General features: G+C 71.8%; 16 protein-coding genes. 6 read left to right on the top strand and 10 right to left on the bottom strand.

The genetic code is table 11. The annotated features are described in order from the left end of the window. Window positions 1-4 precede the first annotated feature (4 nt). Together EPO13_10775 and EPO13_10770 are read right to left on the bottom strand one after the other, a co-directional pair. Window positions 5-412, bottom strand: a complete 408-nt coding sequence (locus EPO13_10775) for an ATP-binding protein (GenBank protein TAK68581.1) — start codon at window positions 410-412, stop codon at window positions 5-7. Window positions 413-419: 7 nt separating this feature from the next. Beyond that, a complete protein-coding gene (locus EPO13_10770) occupies window positions 420-1,370 on the bottom strand; it encodes an alpha/beta hydrolase (GenBank protein TAK68580.1) in 951 nt (316 codons plus the stop codon). Window positions 1,371-1,405: 35 nt separating this feature from the next. On the opposite strand from EPO13_10770, the gene EPO13_10765 reads away from it, so the two are divergent. Next, complete coding sequence (locus tag EPO13_10765; protein TAK68579.1) at window positions 1,406-2,164, top strand: ParA family protein; 759 nt, start codon at window positions 1,406-1,408, stop codon at window positions 2,162-2,164. Window positions 2,165-2,225: 61 nt separating this feature from the next. Here EPO13_10765 and EPO13_10760 read toward each other — a convergent pair whose 3' ends face one another. Further along, a complete protein-coding gene (locus EPO13_10760) occupies window positions 2,226-4,253 on the bottom strand; it encodes a DEAD/DEAH box helicase (protein TAK68578.1) in 2,028 nt (675 codons plus the stop codon). On the opposite strand from EPO13_10760, the gene EPO13_10755 reads away from it, so the two are divergent. Continuing rightward, on the top strand, window positions 4,252-4,926 hold the full coding sequence (locus tag EPO13_10755; protein ID TAK68577.1) for a tRNA 2-methylthio-N6-isopentenyl adenosine(37) hydroxylase MiaE-like protein: 675 nt from the start codon (window positions 4,252-4,254) through the stop codon (window positions 4,924-4,926). The two genes, EPO13_10760 and EPO13_10755, sit on opposite strands and share 2 nt — an antisense overlap. A 14-nt stretch (window positions 4,927-4,940) precedes the next feature. Here the strand turns inward: EPO13_10755 and EPO13_10750 are convergent, their stop codons facing one another. From EPO13_10750 to EPO13_10735, 4 genes are all read right to left on the bottom strand, one after another. Further along, window positions 4,941-5,468 carry a hypothetical protein gene (locus tag EPO13_10750; GenBank protein TAK68576.1) on the bottom strand — a complete coding sequence of 176 codons (528 nt, stop codon included), beginning with the start codon at window positions 5,466-5,468 and terminating at the stop codon, window positions 4,941-4,943. A gap of 14 nt (window positions 5,469-5,482) precedes the next feature. Beyond that, entirely contained in the window at window positions 5,483-6,076 is a 594-nt protein-coding gene (locus EPO13_10745) for a hypothetical protein (GenBank protein ID TAK68575.1), read from the bottom strand. Window positions 6,077-6,134: 58 nt separating this feature from the next. Further along, on the bottom strand, window positions 6,135-6,362 hold the full coding sequence (locus tag EPO13_10740) for a DUF3107 domain-containing protein (protein TAK68574.1): 228 nt from the start codon (window positions 6,360-6,362) through the stop codon (window positions 6,135-6,137). Between the two features lie 138 nt (window positions 6,363-6,500). After that, window positions 6,501-7,160 (bottom strand): TetR/AcrR family transcriptional regulator, encoded by a 660-nt coding sequence (locus EPO13_10735; GenBank protein ID TAK68573.1) that lies wholly within the window; start codon window positions 7,158-7,160, stop codon window positions 6,501-6,503. A 212-nt stretch (window positions 7,161-7,372) separates the two neighbouring features. Between EPO13_10735 and EPO13_10730 the strand changes: the two genes are divergently transcribed. Together EPO13_10730 and EPO13_10725 are read left to right on the top strand one after the other, a co-directional pair. Continuing rightward, window positions 7,373-8,614, top strand: coding sequence for a hypothetical protein (locus EPO13_10730; protein TAK68572.1), 1,242 nt, complete (start codon window positions 7,373-7,375; stop codon window positions 8,612-8,614). Continuing rightward, window positions 8,611-9,561 carry an alpha/beta fold hydrolase gene (locus tag EPO13_10725; protein ID TAK68571.1) on the top strand — a complete coding sequence of 317 codons (951 nt, stop codon included), beginning with the start codon at window positions 8,611-8,613 and terminating at the stop codon, window positions 9,559-9,561. The genes EPO13_10730 and EPO13_10725 overlap by 4 nt, the downstream gene beginning before the upstream one ends. A gap of 81 nt (window positions 9,562-9,642) precedes the next feature. On the opposite strand, the gene EPO13_10720 is transcribed toward EPO13_10725, so the two are convergent. Then, complete coding sequence (locus EPO13_10720; GenBank protein ID TAK68570.1) at window positions 9,643-10,179, bottom strand: alkyl hydroperoxide reductase; 537 nt, start codon at window positions 10,177-10,179, stop codon at window positions 9,643-9,645. A 2-nt stretch (window positions 10,180-10,181) separates the two neighbouring features. After that, window positions 10,182-10,769, bottom strand: coding sequence for a peroxiredoxin (locus EPO13_10715; GenBank protein TAK68569.1), 588 nt, complete (start codon window positions 10,767-10,769; stop codon window positions 10,182-10,184). A 209-nt stretch (window positions 10,770-10,978) separates the two neighbouring features. On the opposite strand from EPO13_10715, the gene EPO13_10710 reads away from it, so the two are divergent. Together EPO13_10710 and moeZ are read left to right on the top strand one after the other, a co-directional pair. Further along, the gene (locus EPO13_10710) at window positions 10,979-11,926 is read left to right on the top strand and encodes a LysR family transcriptional regulator (GenBank protein ID TAK68705.1); all 948 of its coding nucleotides are present in this window, start codon (window positions 10,979-10,981) and stop codon (window positions 11,924-11,926) included. Window positions 11,927-12,054: 128 nt separating this feature from the next. After that, on the top strand, window positions 12,055-13,245 hold the full coding sequence (moeZ, locus tag EPO13_10705) for an adenylyltransferase/sulfurtransferase MoeZ (GenBank protein ID TAK68568.1): 1,191 nt from the start codon (window positions 12,055-12,057) through the stop codon (window positions 13,243-13,245). A 35-nt stretch (window positions 13,246-13,280) separates the two neighbouring features. Here the strand turns inward: moeZ and EPO13_10700 are convergent, their stop codons facing one another. Continuing rightward, window positions 13,281-15,707: a flippase-like domain-containing protein gene (locus EPO13_10700; GenBank protein ID TAK68567.1), complete on the bottom strand. Its 2,427-nt coding sequence runs from the start codon at window positions 15,705-15,707 to the stop codon at window positions 13,281-13,283. Between the last annotated feature and the right edge of the window lie 110 nt (window positions 15,708-15,817).

The following is a 15,817-nucleotide window of genomic DNA, read 5'->3' as shown; positions in this document are numbered from 1 at the left end:
CCGATCAGGCTGTGATCGGCAGGTCGAACTCTGCCCAGACGATCTTGCCCCCGTGGTCGGGGTCCACGCCGTACCGGTCCGCGGTAGCCGCGATGATCGCCATACCCCGTCCGCGCGTCGCCATGGCATCGGCATCGACCACCGGGATCGGGGGATCCGGCGACCCGTCGTGGACCTCGACGCGCAGCGTGCTGCCGGACAACCGCAGCCCCAACCACACCGGCGGCAGGCCGTGCACCACGGCGTTGGTGGTCAATTCGCTGACGGACAACACGATGTCACCCAACAGGTCCGGGTCGGCAGTTCGCCGTTCTCCGAGCCAGGTACGAACGGCCGACCGTGCTTCCCGCACCGCGGTCGGGCCGGGCGGCAGGGCCAGCTCCATACTCACCGGCCCTCTGTACCCCGACATCGTGGACCTACACCTGCTCGTCCGGCGCCGGTGCGCCTGCGGTGGCCGGGCCGTCCTGGACCGGGCCCGCGGTGGCCGGGCCGTCCTGGGCGGACCTGGACCACAGCTGGTCGAGGGTGGCTGCGGTGGTGTCGGGCAGTTCCGCGGTGGGGCTGTGGCCGCAGCCGGCGATGACGACCGGAGTGACGCCGAGCACCCGGGCCATCTGGTCCTGTTGGGCGGTCGGCCAGACGTCGTCGCCGTCGCCGTACACCACGTGGACCGGCACCGCGCCGAGTGTGGCCGCCAGCGCGGCCGTGCTGTCGGTGGTCGTCACCAGCTGGTCGGCCAGCGCCCGCAACGACCAGGGGTTGTTGGCGACGAACCGGTCTCGGCAGAACTGTTCGACCGCGGCGCTGGGGGGGACCCAGCCGGCGGCACGGTCCCGCTCCTCGCGGATCGCCCCGATGACGGCCAGCGGGGTGGTCGGCAGGGCGCCGTGCAGTCGCCGCAGCGGCCCGTGCTGGTCGGCCGGCAGTCCCGTCGGCCCGGAGCACAGCAGGGTGACGCTGGCGAACGCCTGGGGTGACCGGGTGGCCGCGGTGCGCAGCACGAGGCCGCCGAACGAATGCCCGACCGCGTGCACCGGTCCCGCGCCGAGTTCCGCGACGACCGTGAGCAGGTCGGTGCCGAGGGCGTCGACGGTGTACGCCGATTCGTCGTCGGGGCCGGGACTCTCGTACTGGCCGCGCTGGTCGTACGCCAGCACCGACCAGCCGCGCTGCTGCAGCGGAGCGAGGACGGCGATGAAGTCCTCCTTGCTGCCGGTGAAACCCGGGACGAAGACCACGGTGCCTCGGGGTACGCCAGCCGCCGGCGCCCACAGCGCAGCCAGCGGGCCGCCGGGGACGGCCAGCTCGCGGCGCTCGGTCCCGGCGGGGATCTCGACGAAGGGCGGCGTACTCACCTGCCGCACAATAGGGTCCTACCGCGCGGCGGGAGGTGGTGGAGGACGTGACCCGCACCATCGCGGTGGCCAATCAGAAGGGCGGCGTCGGGAAGACGACGACCGTCGCCACCCTCGGCGCGGCACTCGCCGAACGCGGAGCGGCCGTCCTGGTCGTCGATCTGGACCCGCAGGCGTGCCTGACGTTCTCGCTCGGGCTGGACCCCGAGGGCGTCGCGTTGTCGGTCTACCACGTGATGCTGCAAGGGGTGCCGGTCACCGCGGCGGTCGTCGACACCGACGACCGGGTGGATCTGCTGCCGGCGACGATCGAGCTGGCCGGGGCGGAGGCCGCGCTGGTGGCTCGGGCCGGCCGGGAACACGTCCTGCGGCACGCGCTGACCGAGCTCGCCGACGCCTACGACTTCGTCCTCATCGACTGCTCACCGTCGCTCGGTGTCCTGACGATCAACGCCCTGACCGCGGCCGGCGAACTGCTGGTGCCGTTGCAATGCGAGACCTTGGCGCATCGCGGCGTCGGGCAGCTGCTCGACACCGTCGCGGACGTCCGCCGGCTCACGAACCCCTCGCTTCGGGTGCTCGGGGTGCTGCCGACGTTGTACGACGGCCGCACGCTGCACGCCCGCGGAGTCCTCGGTGACATCGGTGACCGGTACGGCGTCGACGTGCTGGATCCGATCGCGCGGTCGATCCGGTTCGCCGAGGCGCCCGCGGTGGGTCGCTCGATCCTGGCCAGTACCGGCACGTCGCGGGGGGCCGACGACTACCGGGCGCTGGCCGGCCGGCTGCTCGGCTCGGCTGCCTGACCGGCACGCGGAAACGCCTGAGCCGCAGGGGGATCCGGCTGGCCGCCGCTGGCCCAGTGGTTCAGCCGTCGGTGGCCGGGCTCGCCGGAGTGTCGGTGGCTGCGCCGGTCCCCGCCGTACCACGGCCCCGGCCGCCGCGCCGCCGCCGGCGACGAGCCGGGCCTGAGGCAGCAGTCGGCTGGTCGCCGTCCGGTGCTGCCGCGGTGTGAAGCTCCCCGGTGGTGTCCGGCTGCGCGGCGGGGGCGGCGTCGGGAGCGTCAGCTGTCGTGACGCCGCCGGCGAGGACGGTGCGGGTACGCCGGCGCGGGCGTCGTGCCGGCCGGTCGCCGTCGGTCCCCTCGCGTGGCGTCGGCTCGGCACTGCCGGAGGCTCGGCCGCTGTCACGGCTCGGGCGGGGGGCGCGTCCGCGGTCGCGGTCGTGGCGGCTGCGGGGGGCCTTCCCGGTCTCGCCGAGGTCCTCGACCGCTTCGGCCTGCAGGCCGGCGCGGGTCCGGTTCGCGCGGGGCAGCGTGCCGCTGACCCCGGCGGGAATGCCGAGCCCGGTGTAGATGTGCGGGCTGGACGAGTAGGTCTCCAGCGGCTCGGCGAACGGCAGGCCGAGGATGCGGTCGATCATCTGCCAGCGGGCGACGTCTTCCCAGTCCACCAGCGTGACGGCCACGCCGGAGGCGCCGGCCCGGCCGGTGCGTCCGATGCGGTGCAGGTAGGTCTTCTCGTCGTCCGGGCACTCGTAGTTGACGACGTGGGTGACCGCTTCGACGTCGATGCCGCGGGCGGCGACGTCGGTCGCCACGAGGACGTCGACCTTGCCGTTGCGGAACGCGCGCAATGCCTGCTCGCGAGCGCCCTGGCCGAGGTCGCCGTGAACCGCGGCGGCAGCGAACCCGCGCTCGGACAGTTCGTCGGCGACCTTCTGGGCGCGACGCTTGGTCCGGCAGAAGATCATCGTGAGGCCGCGGCCCTCGGCCTGCAGCACCCGGGACAGCAGTTCGACCTTGTCCATCGGGTGGGCGCGCCAGACGTGCTGCTCGATCGCGTCGACCGTGGCCCGGTCGTCGCCGGGGTCGGCGGCCCGGATGTGGGTGGGGCGGTCCATGTAGCGGCGGGCCAGGTTGACGATCTGCCCGGGCATCGTCGCGGAGAACAGCATCGTCTGCCGGGCCACCGGTAGCTGCGCGACGATGCGCTCGACGTCGGGCAGGAAGCCCATGTCGAGCATCTCGTCAGCCTCGTCGAGCACGAGGATCTTGACCTTGGACAGGTCGAGGTGGCGCTGCTGGGCCAGGTCGATGAGCCGGCCGGGGGTGCCGACGACGACGTCGACGCCGTTCTTCAGCGCCTCGACCTGGGGCTCGTACGCGCGCCCGCCGTACACCGTGAGCACCCGCACGCCTCGCTTGCTGCCGGCCCGGGCCAGATCGCCGGCGACCTGGACGCCGAGCTCCCGGGTCGGTACCACGATGAGCGCCTGCGGCTTGCCGGCGACGTCCGCCGGGAGGTCGTCGTAGCCGGGGTCGGTGACGGTGACGACCCGCTGCAGGATCGGGACGCCGAAGCCGAGGGTCTTGCCGGTGCCGGTCTTGGCCTGCCCGATGAGGTCGTGCCCGTCGAGGGCGAGCCCGAGCGTCATCTCCTGGATCGGGAACGCGTGCACGATCCCGGCTTCGGCTAGCGCCGCAACGATGTCCGGGTGGGCGCCGAGTTCGGCGAACGTCGGCCCGGGACCGCTGCGCGCAGCGTCGCTCTCAGCTGGGGTGCCGCTGTCCGGCGCGCTGGCGTCAGCTGGAATGCCGCTGTCGGCTGCAGTGCTGGTGTCAGGTGCGGTATCGGAATCGGGTGCGGTGGTGCTGGTCAGAGTGGGCTCCGGTGCTCTGGTCGGGGCGCACGCACCCGGTCCACCGCGTGAGCGGAGTCCGGGGGCGCCGGCAGCGACGTTCGTGGGGCCCTCACGGACCCGTCCCGTAGACCCGTGGGGTCCCGGCGACCACAGAAGGGTCGAGCGCAGTGTACGCCGCCGCCCGGCCGCCGGCGCGTTCGCCGTACGCCGGCCGGCCGCGGGGCCTCCGGTCGCGTGAGAGGCTGCGGCCATGACCGACCTGTCCGTCCAGCGCGCTGCGGTCTCGCCGGCGCCGTCGGGCATCGTCGAGTTGCTCGGCATGCTGGCCTGCGCCGAACTCTTCGCGTTCGAGCGGCTCGCGGCCGACGCAACGATGGCGCCCGTCCTCGCCGACAGGGCGGCGCTGGCCCGGATGGCCGCGGCCGAGTGTGACCACATGGAACGGTTGCGCGCCCGGCTCGGCGACCTCGGCTGTGACGCCGACCAGGCAATGGCTCCGTTCGTCGCCACGTTCGAGGCCTTCCACGCGCTGACCGTGCCCAGCGACTGGCTCGAAGGCCTGGTCAAGGCGTACGTCGGTGACGGTCTGGCCGCGGACTTCTATCGGGAGATCGCGGCGTCGGTCGACGCCGACACCCGCGACCTCGTCCTCGAGGTGTGCGCGGACCTCGGTCACGCCGCTTTCGCCGAGGACCGGGTGCGGGCGGCGGTCGCCGCCGATCCGCGCGTCGGCGCCCGGTTGGCGCTGTGGGGCCGTCGTCTCGTGGGAGAGGCTCTCGCGCAGGCACAAGCGGTCGCCGCCGAACACGACGCGCTGGCAGGCCTGCTCGTCAAGGGCGCCGACCTCGCCGAGCTCAGCGCGATGTTCACCCGGCTGACCACCGCTCACGCTCGCCGGATGACGGCGCTGGGACTAGCCGGCTAGATCGTGCTCCGCGACTAGCGCTGCAGCCCCGGTCGGCTGAGGTCGACCACGTGCGACTCCTGGATCAGGTACCCGACGACGGTCACGCCGTCTCGGGCGTAGACGGTTAGTTTCGGCGGATTGCCCAGGGCGCGCTGGCGTTCTCGTTCTGCCTGCTGGGCCAGGGCAATCTCCGGCGAGGCGGGCGCATCCTTGCTGAGGTCGCCGACCCGGGAGTAACCCAGTACGCCGTTGCTCGCCATCGTCTCGACCAGTTCGGGAATGCGCTCGGCCCCGGTGTCCGACACGACACCGTCACCGTCGACATCTCCGGGGTAGGGCCCGAATGCGGGCCGCGATTCGGTGACCGACGCAGCGTCGGGCGGCGCCGACTGAACCACCGGAGCGGCCGCGGACGATGTTGAGAAGGTGTCGGTCGCCGCGGTCCCGGCGGTAGCCGATTGGCTTGCTCCGGCGACGGCAGCCGTGACTAGGCCGATAGCCGAGCCAGCGGCGACTACCAGGCCGACGGTCGAGACCTTGATGATTTTCGTGAGGGACATGGACCCGCCCGTTCTCAGAAGTTGAGATTGGGGCTGTTGACGTCTGTCGGAGCCGTCACATAGCCACCGGTGTTGGGATTCCACTCTCTGCCCCGTGCCCGAGCAAAGTAGCCACCCGAGAGGCATGAACCAGAATTGGACCAGTAGACGCCACGCGCGAGACCGTTTGAATCCTGCATGACGTACTGCCAGTCGGTATCGCCACAGACAATCCCACCTGGCCCCGAGGTGCCCTTGATGAGGAAGACCCGGACGGCGAGCCAACCGGCGGGTCGGTTCTCCGAGGACTGGCACGGCGTCGAGGCCCACGCGTCAACGAGTCCGAGGGCCATCTTGTCTGGCGCATTCGACAGGTAGGCCTGCTCCTTCGCGCAATGCTGGAGTCCGCCTTGGCTGTACTCGCCAAACTTGACCTTGGCACTATTGGTCTGGGCGGCCCAAGCGATGCCGCCGCTCAGTAATGCTGAACCGACCAAGGCCGCAGCAAGGAGCCCAGTCCAACGAAGTCGATGCATCAATGACCCCCGTGGGAACTGTTGAGATGTCAATTCTTCTACAACAAGCAACCGGCCACGACAGTAGCGCCGATCTGCCACCTGCACAAGCATCTTGACGCACCGTCGAACGGGGTCGGTCACAACGGGGCGGCGAAGCCGCCCTGGTCGGTCAGAGCCGGGCGGCGAAACCGACCCGGCCGCGCTCGGTGGCCCCGATCTCGACGTACGCGATCTTCGCGCCGGGGATGACGACGACGCGACCCTTCTCGTCCTCCAGCTGCAACAGCGAACCGTCGCTGACGGCCGTGGCGACGGCCTTGCCGACCTCGGCGGGCGTCTGCGTGCTCTCCAGGACGATCTCCCGGCCCGCGTGCTGCACGCCGATCTTGATCTCCACGGCACAACTCCTCGTCGTCGGTGGCACCGGATCCGTGCCGCTGATGGCGCGCCGCCCGCGCCCGATCACCCTAACCAGGCTCGTATCGCCGGCCGTCCCGCCTGCGGGGACCGGGACGTACGCCGAACGCGAACGCCCTCAGCCCGACGGATGCGACAGCGGGAAGCCGCCGATGCCGCGCCAGGCCAGCAGATCCACGAGTGCCGCAGCGTCCTCGAGCGGGACGGTGTCGCGGTCACGAAGCCATCGCCGCGCGCTGACCTGCGCCATCCCGAGCAGGCCCGAGGCGAGCAGTCGCGCCTGAGCCGCCGACAGCCCGGTGTCAGCGGCGATCACCGCACTGACCAGGTCGGCGCACTGTCGGTCGAGAATCTCCAGTCGCCCCCGCACCGCCGGGTCGTTGGTGAGGTCGCTTTCGAACACCAGCCGGTAGGCACCGGCGGGATCGTCGACGAAGGCGTAATAGGCGAGCACGGTCGCCTGCACCCGCAGCTTGTTGTCCTGCGTGGATCCCAGCGCGTCCCGTACCGCGGCGACCAAGGCGTCCGCGCCAGCGTCCAGCAGCGCCAGGTAGAGATCCAACTTGCTCGGGAAATGTTGGTAGAGAACGGGTTTCGATACTCCGGCGCGGACGGCGATGTCGTCCATGGCCGCCGCGTGGTAGCCGTGGGCGACGAAGACCTCGCGAGCGGCCGCGAGCAGCTGTTCGCGTCGTTCGCGCCGGGGGAGCCGTACGGCGCGGCCGGACTCGGCTCCGGCATCGGCCGGCGCACTCGCCGCCGCCGGTCCGCTGATCATGGCGCGGGAGTCTACTCGCCGGTAACCGGCGCGACGATCCCCGGAGTCGGACCGGCGTGAGTTGCCGGGTGGACGGCGTGACGGGACCGGGCGGATCCGGTACGCCGCTGTCGTGTGCGGACCGGTGCGCGCGCCGTACGGCGCCGTACGGCGTAGCCCGGACGGGCCGTAGCCCGCGCCCCGGCGGCCCCGGCGCGGCTAGCCTCGCGGACATGACAGCCGTCGACCGCCTCGCCGTACAACGGGCGCTGGCCGACGTGCCCGGCGTGCTGTCGGCCGAAGTCGAGTCGGGCTCGGATGGCGCCGGGACACTGCGGGTTTCGCTGGCGCCGGGCGCCGACGACCACGCGGTTGCGGCGGCCGTCGACCAGCTCCTGCGGGAGCGGTTCGGCATCGGCGTCGGGTCGGGTCGGGTCGAGCCCGGCGCCCCTGATGCTCCCGCTGCGCCCCCTGCCCCAGGTGTTCCGGTCGGTCCCGGTGTTCCCGCTGTTCCCGGCGGAGAGACCGCCGCCGCGGTCACTCCGCCGGTTACTCCGGTCGGGGACACCGAACTGCCGGAGGTCGCGCCGGCGGCTCAACCTGCGGCCCCGGTCGAGCTGGCCACCTTCCTGCAGGGCCTGCCGTGGGGCGTGCCGCACCTGCAGGTCGTGCCGTCGCCGTGGGACGACGACGTCGAGCCGGAACCGGAGCCTGCGGCGCAGGCGAGTGCCGAGGCGCTCGATCCGGCGTTGATCGCGCGGGTTCGCCGGCCTGGGGTCGCGGAACCCGAGCAGCCGGCCGAACCCTGGCAGGCCGGTGCAGCGCGACACCCGTCCCGGCTCGGTCCCCGGCAGGCGCCGTCGGATCCCGAGGTGCCCGCAGCGGCCGACCAGCCGGTTGCGGAGCGGATCGCGGGTTCCGCGGACCAGCTGCCCGTGGAACCTGTTGCGGGCGACCGCCCCGCCGCAGAGCTGCCCGCTGCGGGCCGGCCCGATGCAGACCACCCGGCCGTGGCTGACGAGGAACCGGCCACCGACTATCGGCTGCAGCTTCGGCGGTTGCGGGTCGCGGCCGCCGACCTCGGGGTCGCGGTCGCGGTGACGCTGCGACGCGGCGAGCTCGAGTTCGTGGGCGAGGCGGTGGGGCCTGCGACCGCCGCCGGGGTGAATCGAGCCGCCGCCGAGGCCACGGTCCGCGCCGTCAGCCAGGCCCTGCAGCCCCGGGTGCGCATCGACGTCGACCAGGTGGACGTCGCCGTCGTCGGGTCTGCTCCGGTCGCCGTCGTGCGGCTGGTGCTGGCGTCGCCACTGGGCGTCCAGCCGCTCACCGGCGCCGGCGACGTCCGGCAGGACGTCAGGCAAGCGGTCGTCCGCGCGGTGCTGGCGGCGACGAACCGGCAGGTGGCCCGGTACCTCGCCGAGGCCGATGCGGCTGCCGCAGCCTCGCCGCCGGACGCCGGCGACGACGCGGGATGACCGGCGTACCGGCGATCAGCGGTGGGCAGCACGACACCGTGGAGTTGCCACCCCCGTGGCCGGGAGCAGACGTCCGGTTGGCCGACCGGACCCTGTTCGTGCGCGAGGCGCGCTCGACCGGGGCCCAGCCGGAGCCGGCGGTGATGATCCACGGACTGGGTGGATCGTCGCTGAACTGGACGGACCTTATGGCGGCGCTGCAGGATCGATTGGCCGCTGTCGCACCGGATCTCAGCGGTTTCGGCGCCTCGCCGCCGCCGCGTGACGGCGACTACAGCCCGGCCGGGCACGCCCGCGGGATGGCCGCCCTCATCGAGCACCGCTTCGGCCGGCGAGCCGTCCACGTCTTCGGCAATTCGCTGGGCGGGGCGGTCGCGGTCCAGCTCGCCGCCCGGCGGCCCGATCTGGTCGCCAGCCTGACGCTGGTCTCGCCGGCGCTGCCGGACCTACGGCCCAAGCGCACCAACGTCCACCTGCCGATCGCGTCCATCCCCGGCGTCGGCGAGGCTGCCCTGCGGCGGTACGCCCGGGTCGATGCCTCGGCGCGGACCCGGGCCACGCTGCAGCTGTGTTTCGGCGACCCGACCCGGGTGAATCCTCGCCGGTTCGCCGAGGCCGTCGAGGAACTGGAACGCCGAGATGACCTGCCGTACGCCGGCGACGCGCTGCTGGGCTCGCTGCGCGGGCTGATCGCGACGTATCTCGACGCCGGGCGGGACCGGCCGTGGCGGCTGGCCGAACGCATCACGTGCCCGGTCCTGCTGGTGTACGGGCGGGCCGACAAGCTGGTCGATGTGCGGGCGGCACACCGCGCGAGCCGGCACTTCCGCGACGTCCGGATCACCGTGCTGTCCGACACCGGGCACGTCGCCCAGATCGAGCACCCCGACCGGGTCGCGCTGGCCTGGACGACTCTGCTCGATCGCCGCCGGCCGACGACGCCGTGACCGGCCCGCCGGTATGACCGACGCGCGAAACGGCCGGGCGGCCGACGCCCCGCAGGACGCCGGCCGCCGGGCCGCTGGACGCTAGACCGCCTGCAGGACCGCGGCGGTGTCGACGGCCTGAGCGGCCGCCGAGACCACCGCGGCGATGCGCAGTGCGTCGTGCACCTGTTCGCGCGAGAGGCCGCCCTCGCGGACGACGTGCTCGTGAGACTCCAGGCAGCTACCGCAGCCGTTGATGGCCGACACCGAGATCGCCCACAGCTCGAAGTCCACCTTCGGTACGCCGGGGGAGCCGATGATCTGCATGCGCAACCGCGCCGGCAGGTCGTCGTACCGGCCGTCGAGCAGGTGTCGCGACCGGTAGTAGACGTTGTTCATCGCCATGATCGAGGCCGCCGACAGGGCTGCGGTCACCGCCGCCTCCGAGAGGTGTCCGCGTGCCTCCTCCAGCAGTTCGACCAGCACTCGCGGCGAGCGAACCGCCGCAGCAGAGGCGAGCACCGCGCCCCAGTGCTGCTGCTCGGACAGCGTCGCCGGCGTACCGACGATCGAGCCGAGGTTGAGCCGGGTGTCCTTGGCCCAGTCGGGAATTCCCGCGCGCAGCGTCTCCAGCGACACGGTCAGACGCCCGCCTTCATGAGGCTGCCGGCGTCGATGGTCGACTGCCCCTTCTTCCAGTTGCACGCGCACAACTCGTCGGTCTGCAGGGCGTCGAGCACCCGCAGCACCTCGTCGACGTTGCGGCCGACCGAGCCGGCGGTGACCATGACGAACTGCACGATGCCGTCGGGGTCGACCAGGAACGTCGCGCGGTCGGCGACGCCGTCGGCGTTGAGCACGCCGAGTGCGCTGGTCAGCTCGCGCTTGACGTCGCTGAGCATCGGGAACGGCAGGGTCTTCAGGTCGTCGTGGCTGGTGCGCCAGGCGAAGTGCACGAACGCGGTGTCGACCGAGGCGCCGTACACGACCGCGTCACGGTCGGCGAACTCGCCGTTGAGCCGGCCGAACGCCGCGATCTCGGTGGGGCAGACGAACGTGAAGTCCTTGGGCCAGAAGAAGACGACCTTCCACTTGCCGGGGGCGTCGTCCGACGTCACTGTCGTGAAGTAGTCCTCGGGCTTCTTGGCGTCGACGGCCGACAGGTCGCCGGGGATGACGGCTTCGAGCGAGAACTCCGGAAATGCGTCGCCGATGGTGAGTAGGGGCACGGTCTCTCCTCAGAGTACGAGCGCGGCAGTGAACAGTCGGACGGTCGAGCAGCAGCATGCCGGTCGCCGACTCATATGTGTAATCATGAAGTCAGTCAGGATAGATAAGACAAGGCGATGATCAAGGGTGGCCGTCGAGCGAGCCACCCGGGCAGGAGGCGACGTTGTCCTGGGCTGACACGCTGGCTCACCAGGACCCGGTCCCGGGGGTGGCGACGCCGACGGTGCCGCAGTTGCGCGCCTTCGTTGCGGTGGCCGACCTGCGTCACTTCGGCGATGCCGCGGCCCTGCTCGGAGTCTCCCAACCGGCTCTGTCGCAGGCGTTGTCCGCCCTCGAGCACTCGCTGGGGATCCAGCTGGTCGAGCGTACGACGCGACGCGTGCTGGTCACCGCCGACGGCGTGCGGCTGCTGGACCCCGCCCGTGCGGTGCTCGACGCCGTCGACCGGTTCCGGATCGCCGCCGACGCCGACCGGGGCCTGTTCGCCGGGCCACTGCGCATCGGGGTGATCCCGACAGTGGCGCCGTACCTGCTGCCCGCGGCCCTGCGGTCCCTGGGCCGGCAACTGCCCGCGGTCACACCGCAGATCCACGAGGAGCAGACCGGGCGGATCCTCACCGCGCTGCGCTCCGGGACCCTCGACGTGGGCATCCTGGCGCTGCCGACGGGCGAACCGGGTCTCGCGGAGGTCCCGTTGTACGACGAGGACTTCCTGCTGGTGGTGCCCGCAGGTCACCGGTGGGCCGGTGTGACCGACCTGCCGCACTCGGCGCTGGGCGAGGCCCGGCTGCTGTTGCTCGACGAGGGTCACTGCCTGCGCGACCAGGCGCTGGAGGTGTGTGCCCAGGCCGGCGCGCACTCTCCGGAGGCCGGGTCGACGCGGGCGGCAAGCCTCGCGACCGTCGTGCAGCTGGTGGCCGCTGACCTCGGGACGACCCTGCTGCCGGAGTCCGCCGTGGCCGTGGAACTGCGGCGCGGTGCCCTCGCGACCGCCCGTTTCGCCGATCCCGCGCCCGGCCGGCGGATCGGGCTGGTGCATCGCGGTTCCAGCGCGCGTACGGCGGACTACGAACGGCTGGCCGCCGTCCTGCGCAGCGCCGTGCGGACCGCGCGGGTACCGGTACGGCCGGTTGTCGCCGAGCCGGCGACCGGGTGAGCCGTATCCGGGCCGCCGCCGTACCCTCGACGCCGGGAATGGCGTCCTGCGCGGCACCGTTGTCGTCGCACGAGGCACCCGCACGCACCGGCTCGGCAACGAGATCGGCCAGACCAGGAGGATCATCCGTGGCCCTGCCACCGCTCGTCGAGCCCGCCGCCGACCTGACCGTCGACGAGGTACGCCGATACAGCCGGCACCTGATCATTCCCGACGTCGGGATGGCCGGCCAGAAGCGGTTGAAGAACGCCCGGGTGTTGTGTGTGGGCGCCGGCGGTCTGGGCAGTCCGGCCCTGATGTACCTGGCCGCGGCGGGTGTCGGCACGCTCGGCATCGTCGAGTTCGACACCGTCGACGAGTCGAACCTGCAGCGGCAGATCATCCACGGGCAGAGCGACATCGGCCGCAGCAAGGCGGAGTCCGCGCGCGACTCGGTGAAGCAGATCAACCCCTACACCGAGGTCGTCATCCACGAAACCCGGCTGGACTCCGACAACGTGATGGACGTCTTCAGTCAGTACGACCTCATCGTCGACGGCACGGACAACTTCGCCACCCGCTACCTGGTCAACGACGCGTGCGTGCTGCTGGGCAAGCCGTACGTCTGGGGGTCGATCTACCGGTTCGACGGCCAGGCCGCGGTGTTCTGGGCCGAGCACGGGCCGTGCTACCGGTGCCTGTACCCGGAGCCCCCGCCGCCGGGCATGGTGCCGTCCTGCGCTGAGGGCGGTGTGCTGGGAGTGCTCTGCGGTTCGGTCGGGTCCATCCAGGTGACCGAGGCGATCAAGCTGCTGACCGGCATCGGCGAGCCCCTGGTCGGCCGCCTGATGATCTACGACGCCCTTGAGATGTCGTACCGCACCGTCAAGGTCCGCAAGGACCCCGAGTGCGCGGTCTGCGGCAAGAACCCCACGGTGACCGAACTCATCGACTACGAGGCGTTCTGCGGTGCGATCTCCGACGAGGCCGCGGAGGCCGCGAAGGACTCCACGATCTCGGTCCGCCAGCTCAAGGACATGCTCGATGCGCGGGAGCGCGGCGAGATCGACTTCGACCTGATCGACGTCCGCGAGCCGAACGAGTGGGACATCGTGTCGATCCCCGGCGCGCGGCTGGTTCCCAAGGGGGAGTTCCTCGCCGGCACCGCGCTGGAGCAACTGCCGCAGGGCAAGCGACTGGTGCTGCACTGCAAGGTCGGGTCTCGCTCGGCCGAGGTTCTCGCCCTGGTCAAGGCCGCCGGCTTCGCCGACGCGATCCACGTCGGTGGCGGGGTCGTGGCGTGGGTCAACCAGATCGAGCCGGCCAAGCCGATCTACTGATTCCGGGTGGCCGGCCTTCGTTGGGCGGGCCGCGGCTACAGGTAGTCGTGCTTCTGCAGCCAGTTGAAGGCGAACCAGCCGGGGACGGTGGGCACCCAGAAGGTGACGACGCGGTAGAGCAGCACCGCCGACAAGGCGATGCCGGCGTCTACCCCTGCGACGGTGAGCGCACCGGCCATCACACCTTCGACCGCTCCGACGCCACCCGGGGTCGGCGCGGCCTGACCGATCGTGGCACCGGCCAGGTACACCACGGCCACGGTCGCCACCGGCAGATCACCGCCGAACGCCTTCACGCTGGCAACGAGGACGGCGATGTACGCCAGGTTCAGCAACACGATCCCACCGAAACCCTCGACCAGCTTCAGGGGACGCTGCGCGATGGTGATCATGCGGGGACCGACTTCCCGCAGCAGCGGCGCGACCCGTTGTGCCAGTTGACGACGGACCGGCGGCAGCGGCGTCGCCGCGAGGGCCAGCGCTGCCAGTACCAGGATGCCGATGACCACCCAGCGGGGCGGGTCGAAGCTGAGGTCGGTCTGGGTCCCGGCCGCGATACCGAATCCGACCAGCAGGCACAGGTGGACACCGAACGCCGCGACCTGGGAGACCCCCACACTGGCGCCCGCCAGCGCCGGATGCAGGCCGGCCTTGGTGAGGAACCGCACGTTGATGGCGACCGCGCCGAGTGTGGGCGGCGCGACCAGGGTGGCGAAGTCACCGGCGACCTGGGCAAGCATGGTGCGCAGCAACGAGATCCGCTCGGGTACGAAGCCGGATAGCGACAGTGTCGCACCGACGTACGTGATCAGGCTCGCGATAGCGGCGACGACGGCCCACTCCCACTGGGCGGACCGGAAGACGGCGACGAGGTCGACCTGGGCCAGCTGCGATACCAGCACGAAAGCGGCGATGAGGCCCGCGAGAATCGTCAGGATGGTTCGCGGCCGGATCCGCTCCAGCTTGATCTGCTCGACCGCCGCGTCCGGCCGGATCTCTTGCAGGCCATCGCGAAGCGCGAGCAGCAGCCCCTTGTTGCGCCGTACCGCCCGGCGGGTCGATGGTGAGAGCGCCACCGGCTGCAGCGCCGGCAGCGCCCGGGCCAGTGTCGTGACGCCGAGGACCTGCTGCCCGGTGCGAAGCGCCCGGCCGGGGTCGGTGAGCAGGGCCAGCGTGCACAACAGTTCGGCGATGTCGATTCGTTCTGCCACGTCGCTGGCCGCGATCGATCCGCTGGCGGTGCCCAGCAGCCATACCCGGCCGTCGACGCCGCGCAGCAGGTGGTCGGCGGTGAGCGCGCGGTGGGCGACGCGTCGCCGGTGCAGGGTGGCCATGGCCCGCCACGCCCCGACGAGATCGTCGTCGGTGAGGGTGTCGCCGAGTTCGTCGAAACGCTTGCCCTGCACCCGTTCGTGGACCAGTACGGCCGAGTCCGGGCCGACCTCGCTGGCCAGCAGCAGCCGTGGGATGGGCGCGTCGGCGACTTCGGTGGCATACGACATCAGGGCGTGGTGGTCCAGGGCGCGGCGCATGTTGAACACGCCCGTGCCGGGGTCGTCTGCCAGCCGGATCGCCCGCCACGCCGACCGCACCAGCCCGGCGCCTTCGAGGTCGCGGTCGAGGACGACGACGGTCAGCGCCTCACCGGACCGCGTGGTGGCGATGTAGCGCCGCCCGACCTCGGTGGTCTCCTGGGCCCGTAGGACCGAGACGCCGAAACCGCCGCGCTCCATCGCTTCCGCGACCTCGATGCCGCGCGGCCGGGTGGTCGGCGTGCCCAGGCTGTAGCGGACAATCAGCCCGACCGCCCAGCCGAGCAGGATCGACAGCGCGATACCGGCGGTGGTGATGTCGGCGCGGAACAGCGCGACGACGCCGAGCGAGCCGACGACGAGCACCGTCAGCACGTTCCAGCGCGACCGGCTGATCAGCCGCGCGACGGTGACGAAAGCGACGATCGCGGCCAGCGGTGCACTCAGTGGGGTCGAGTCCGGCGCGACACTGCCGGCCAGGGCCAGGATCAGCTGGCGGTTGTCGTACAGGTGCAGCAAGGCGTTGGCCGCCAGCACGATCCCGGCGGCGAGCACGAGCGCGACCAGCGCGTCGAGCAACTGTCGGCCGCGGCGGCGTACCAGCAGGTCGATGGCGGCGGCGATGGGGAGCCCGACGACGCCGAGGATTGCCGCGAGGTTGAGCAGCAGCTGGATGATGTTCGGCAGGTTCCGTGAGGCGCTGGTCAGATCGGCGTCGATACCGGTGGTCGTGCTGGTGGCGAAGTACGCCAGCAGGACCACGCCGGCGAACGCCGCCAGGGCGAACCCGAACCGGACCAGGTCGAGCGGCCGGCGCAACCGGCGGGGGATGACGCCGTCCTCGATCACCAGGGTGCCCGGACCCAGGTCGGCGTCCGGTCTGGCCGATGCCGGAAGCGATGCGGACGCCGGAGGTGGTGCCGGAGCCATCGCCGCATCCGAAGTGTTACGGGGCGTTGCTTCCGGCGGATTGAGCTGTCGTTCGCCGGCTGGTGCGTTGCCTGGTGGTTGGCCGGCTTGCGGCCTCTCGCCTTCGGGCC

It is taken from the genome of Actinomycetota bacterium, from assembly GCA_004297305.1.
Lineage (GTDB): Bacteria > Actinomycetota > Actinomycetes > S36-B12 > FW305-bin1 > FW305-bin1.
This window is presented reverse-complemented; position numbering and strand designations above follow the sequence as displayed.

Excerpts from the sequence above, each read along its gene's own strand:
- EPO13_10775 (TAK68581.1), bottom strand. The coding sequence starts at position 412 with ATGTCGGGGTACAGAGGGCCGGTGAGTATGGAGCTGGCCCTGCCGCCC.
- EPO13_10755 (TAK68577.1), top strand. The coding sequence starts at position 4,252 with ATGACCGACCTGTCCGTCCAGCGCGCTGCGGTCTCGCCGGCGCCGTCG.
- EPO13_10760 (TAK68578.1), bottom strand. The coding sequence starts at position 4,253 with ATGGCCGCAGCCTCTCACGCGACCGGAGGCCCCGCGGCCGGCCGGCGT.
- EPO13_10750 (TAK68576.1), bottom strand. The coding sequence starts at position 5,468 with ATGTCCCTCACGAAAATCATCAAGGTCTCGACCGTCGGCCTGGTAGTC.
- EPO13_10745 (TAK68575.1), bottom strand. The coding sequence starts at position 6,076 with ATGCTTGTGCAGGTGGCAGATCGGCGCTACTGTCGTGGCCGGTTGCTT.
- EPO13_10735 (TAK68573.1), bottom strand. The coding sequence starts at position 7,160 with ATGATCAGCGGACCGGCGGCGGCGAGTGCGCCGGCCGATGCCGGAGCC.
- EPO13_10730 (TAK68572.1), top strand. The coding sequence starts at position 7,373 with ATGACAGCCGTCGACCGCCTCGCCGTACAACGGGCGCTGGCCGACGTG.
- EPO13_10725 (TAK68571.1), top strand. The coding sequence starts at position 8,611 with ATGACCGGCGTACCGGCGATCAGCGGTGGGCAGCACGACACCGTGGAG.
- EPO13_10700 (TAK68567.1), bottom strand. The coding sequence starts at position 15,707 with ATGGCTCCGGCACCACCTCCGGCGTCCGCATCGCTTCCGGCATCGGCC.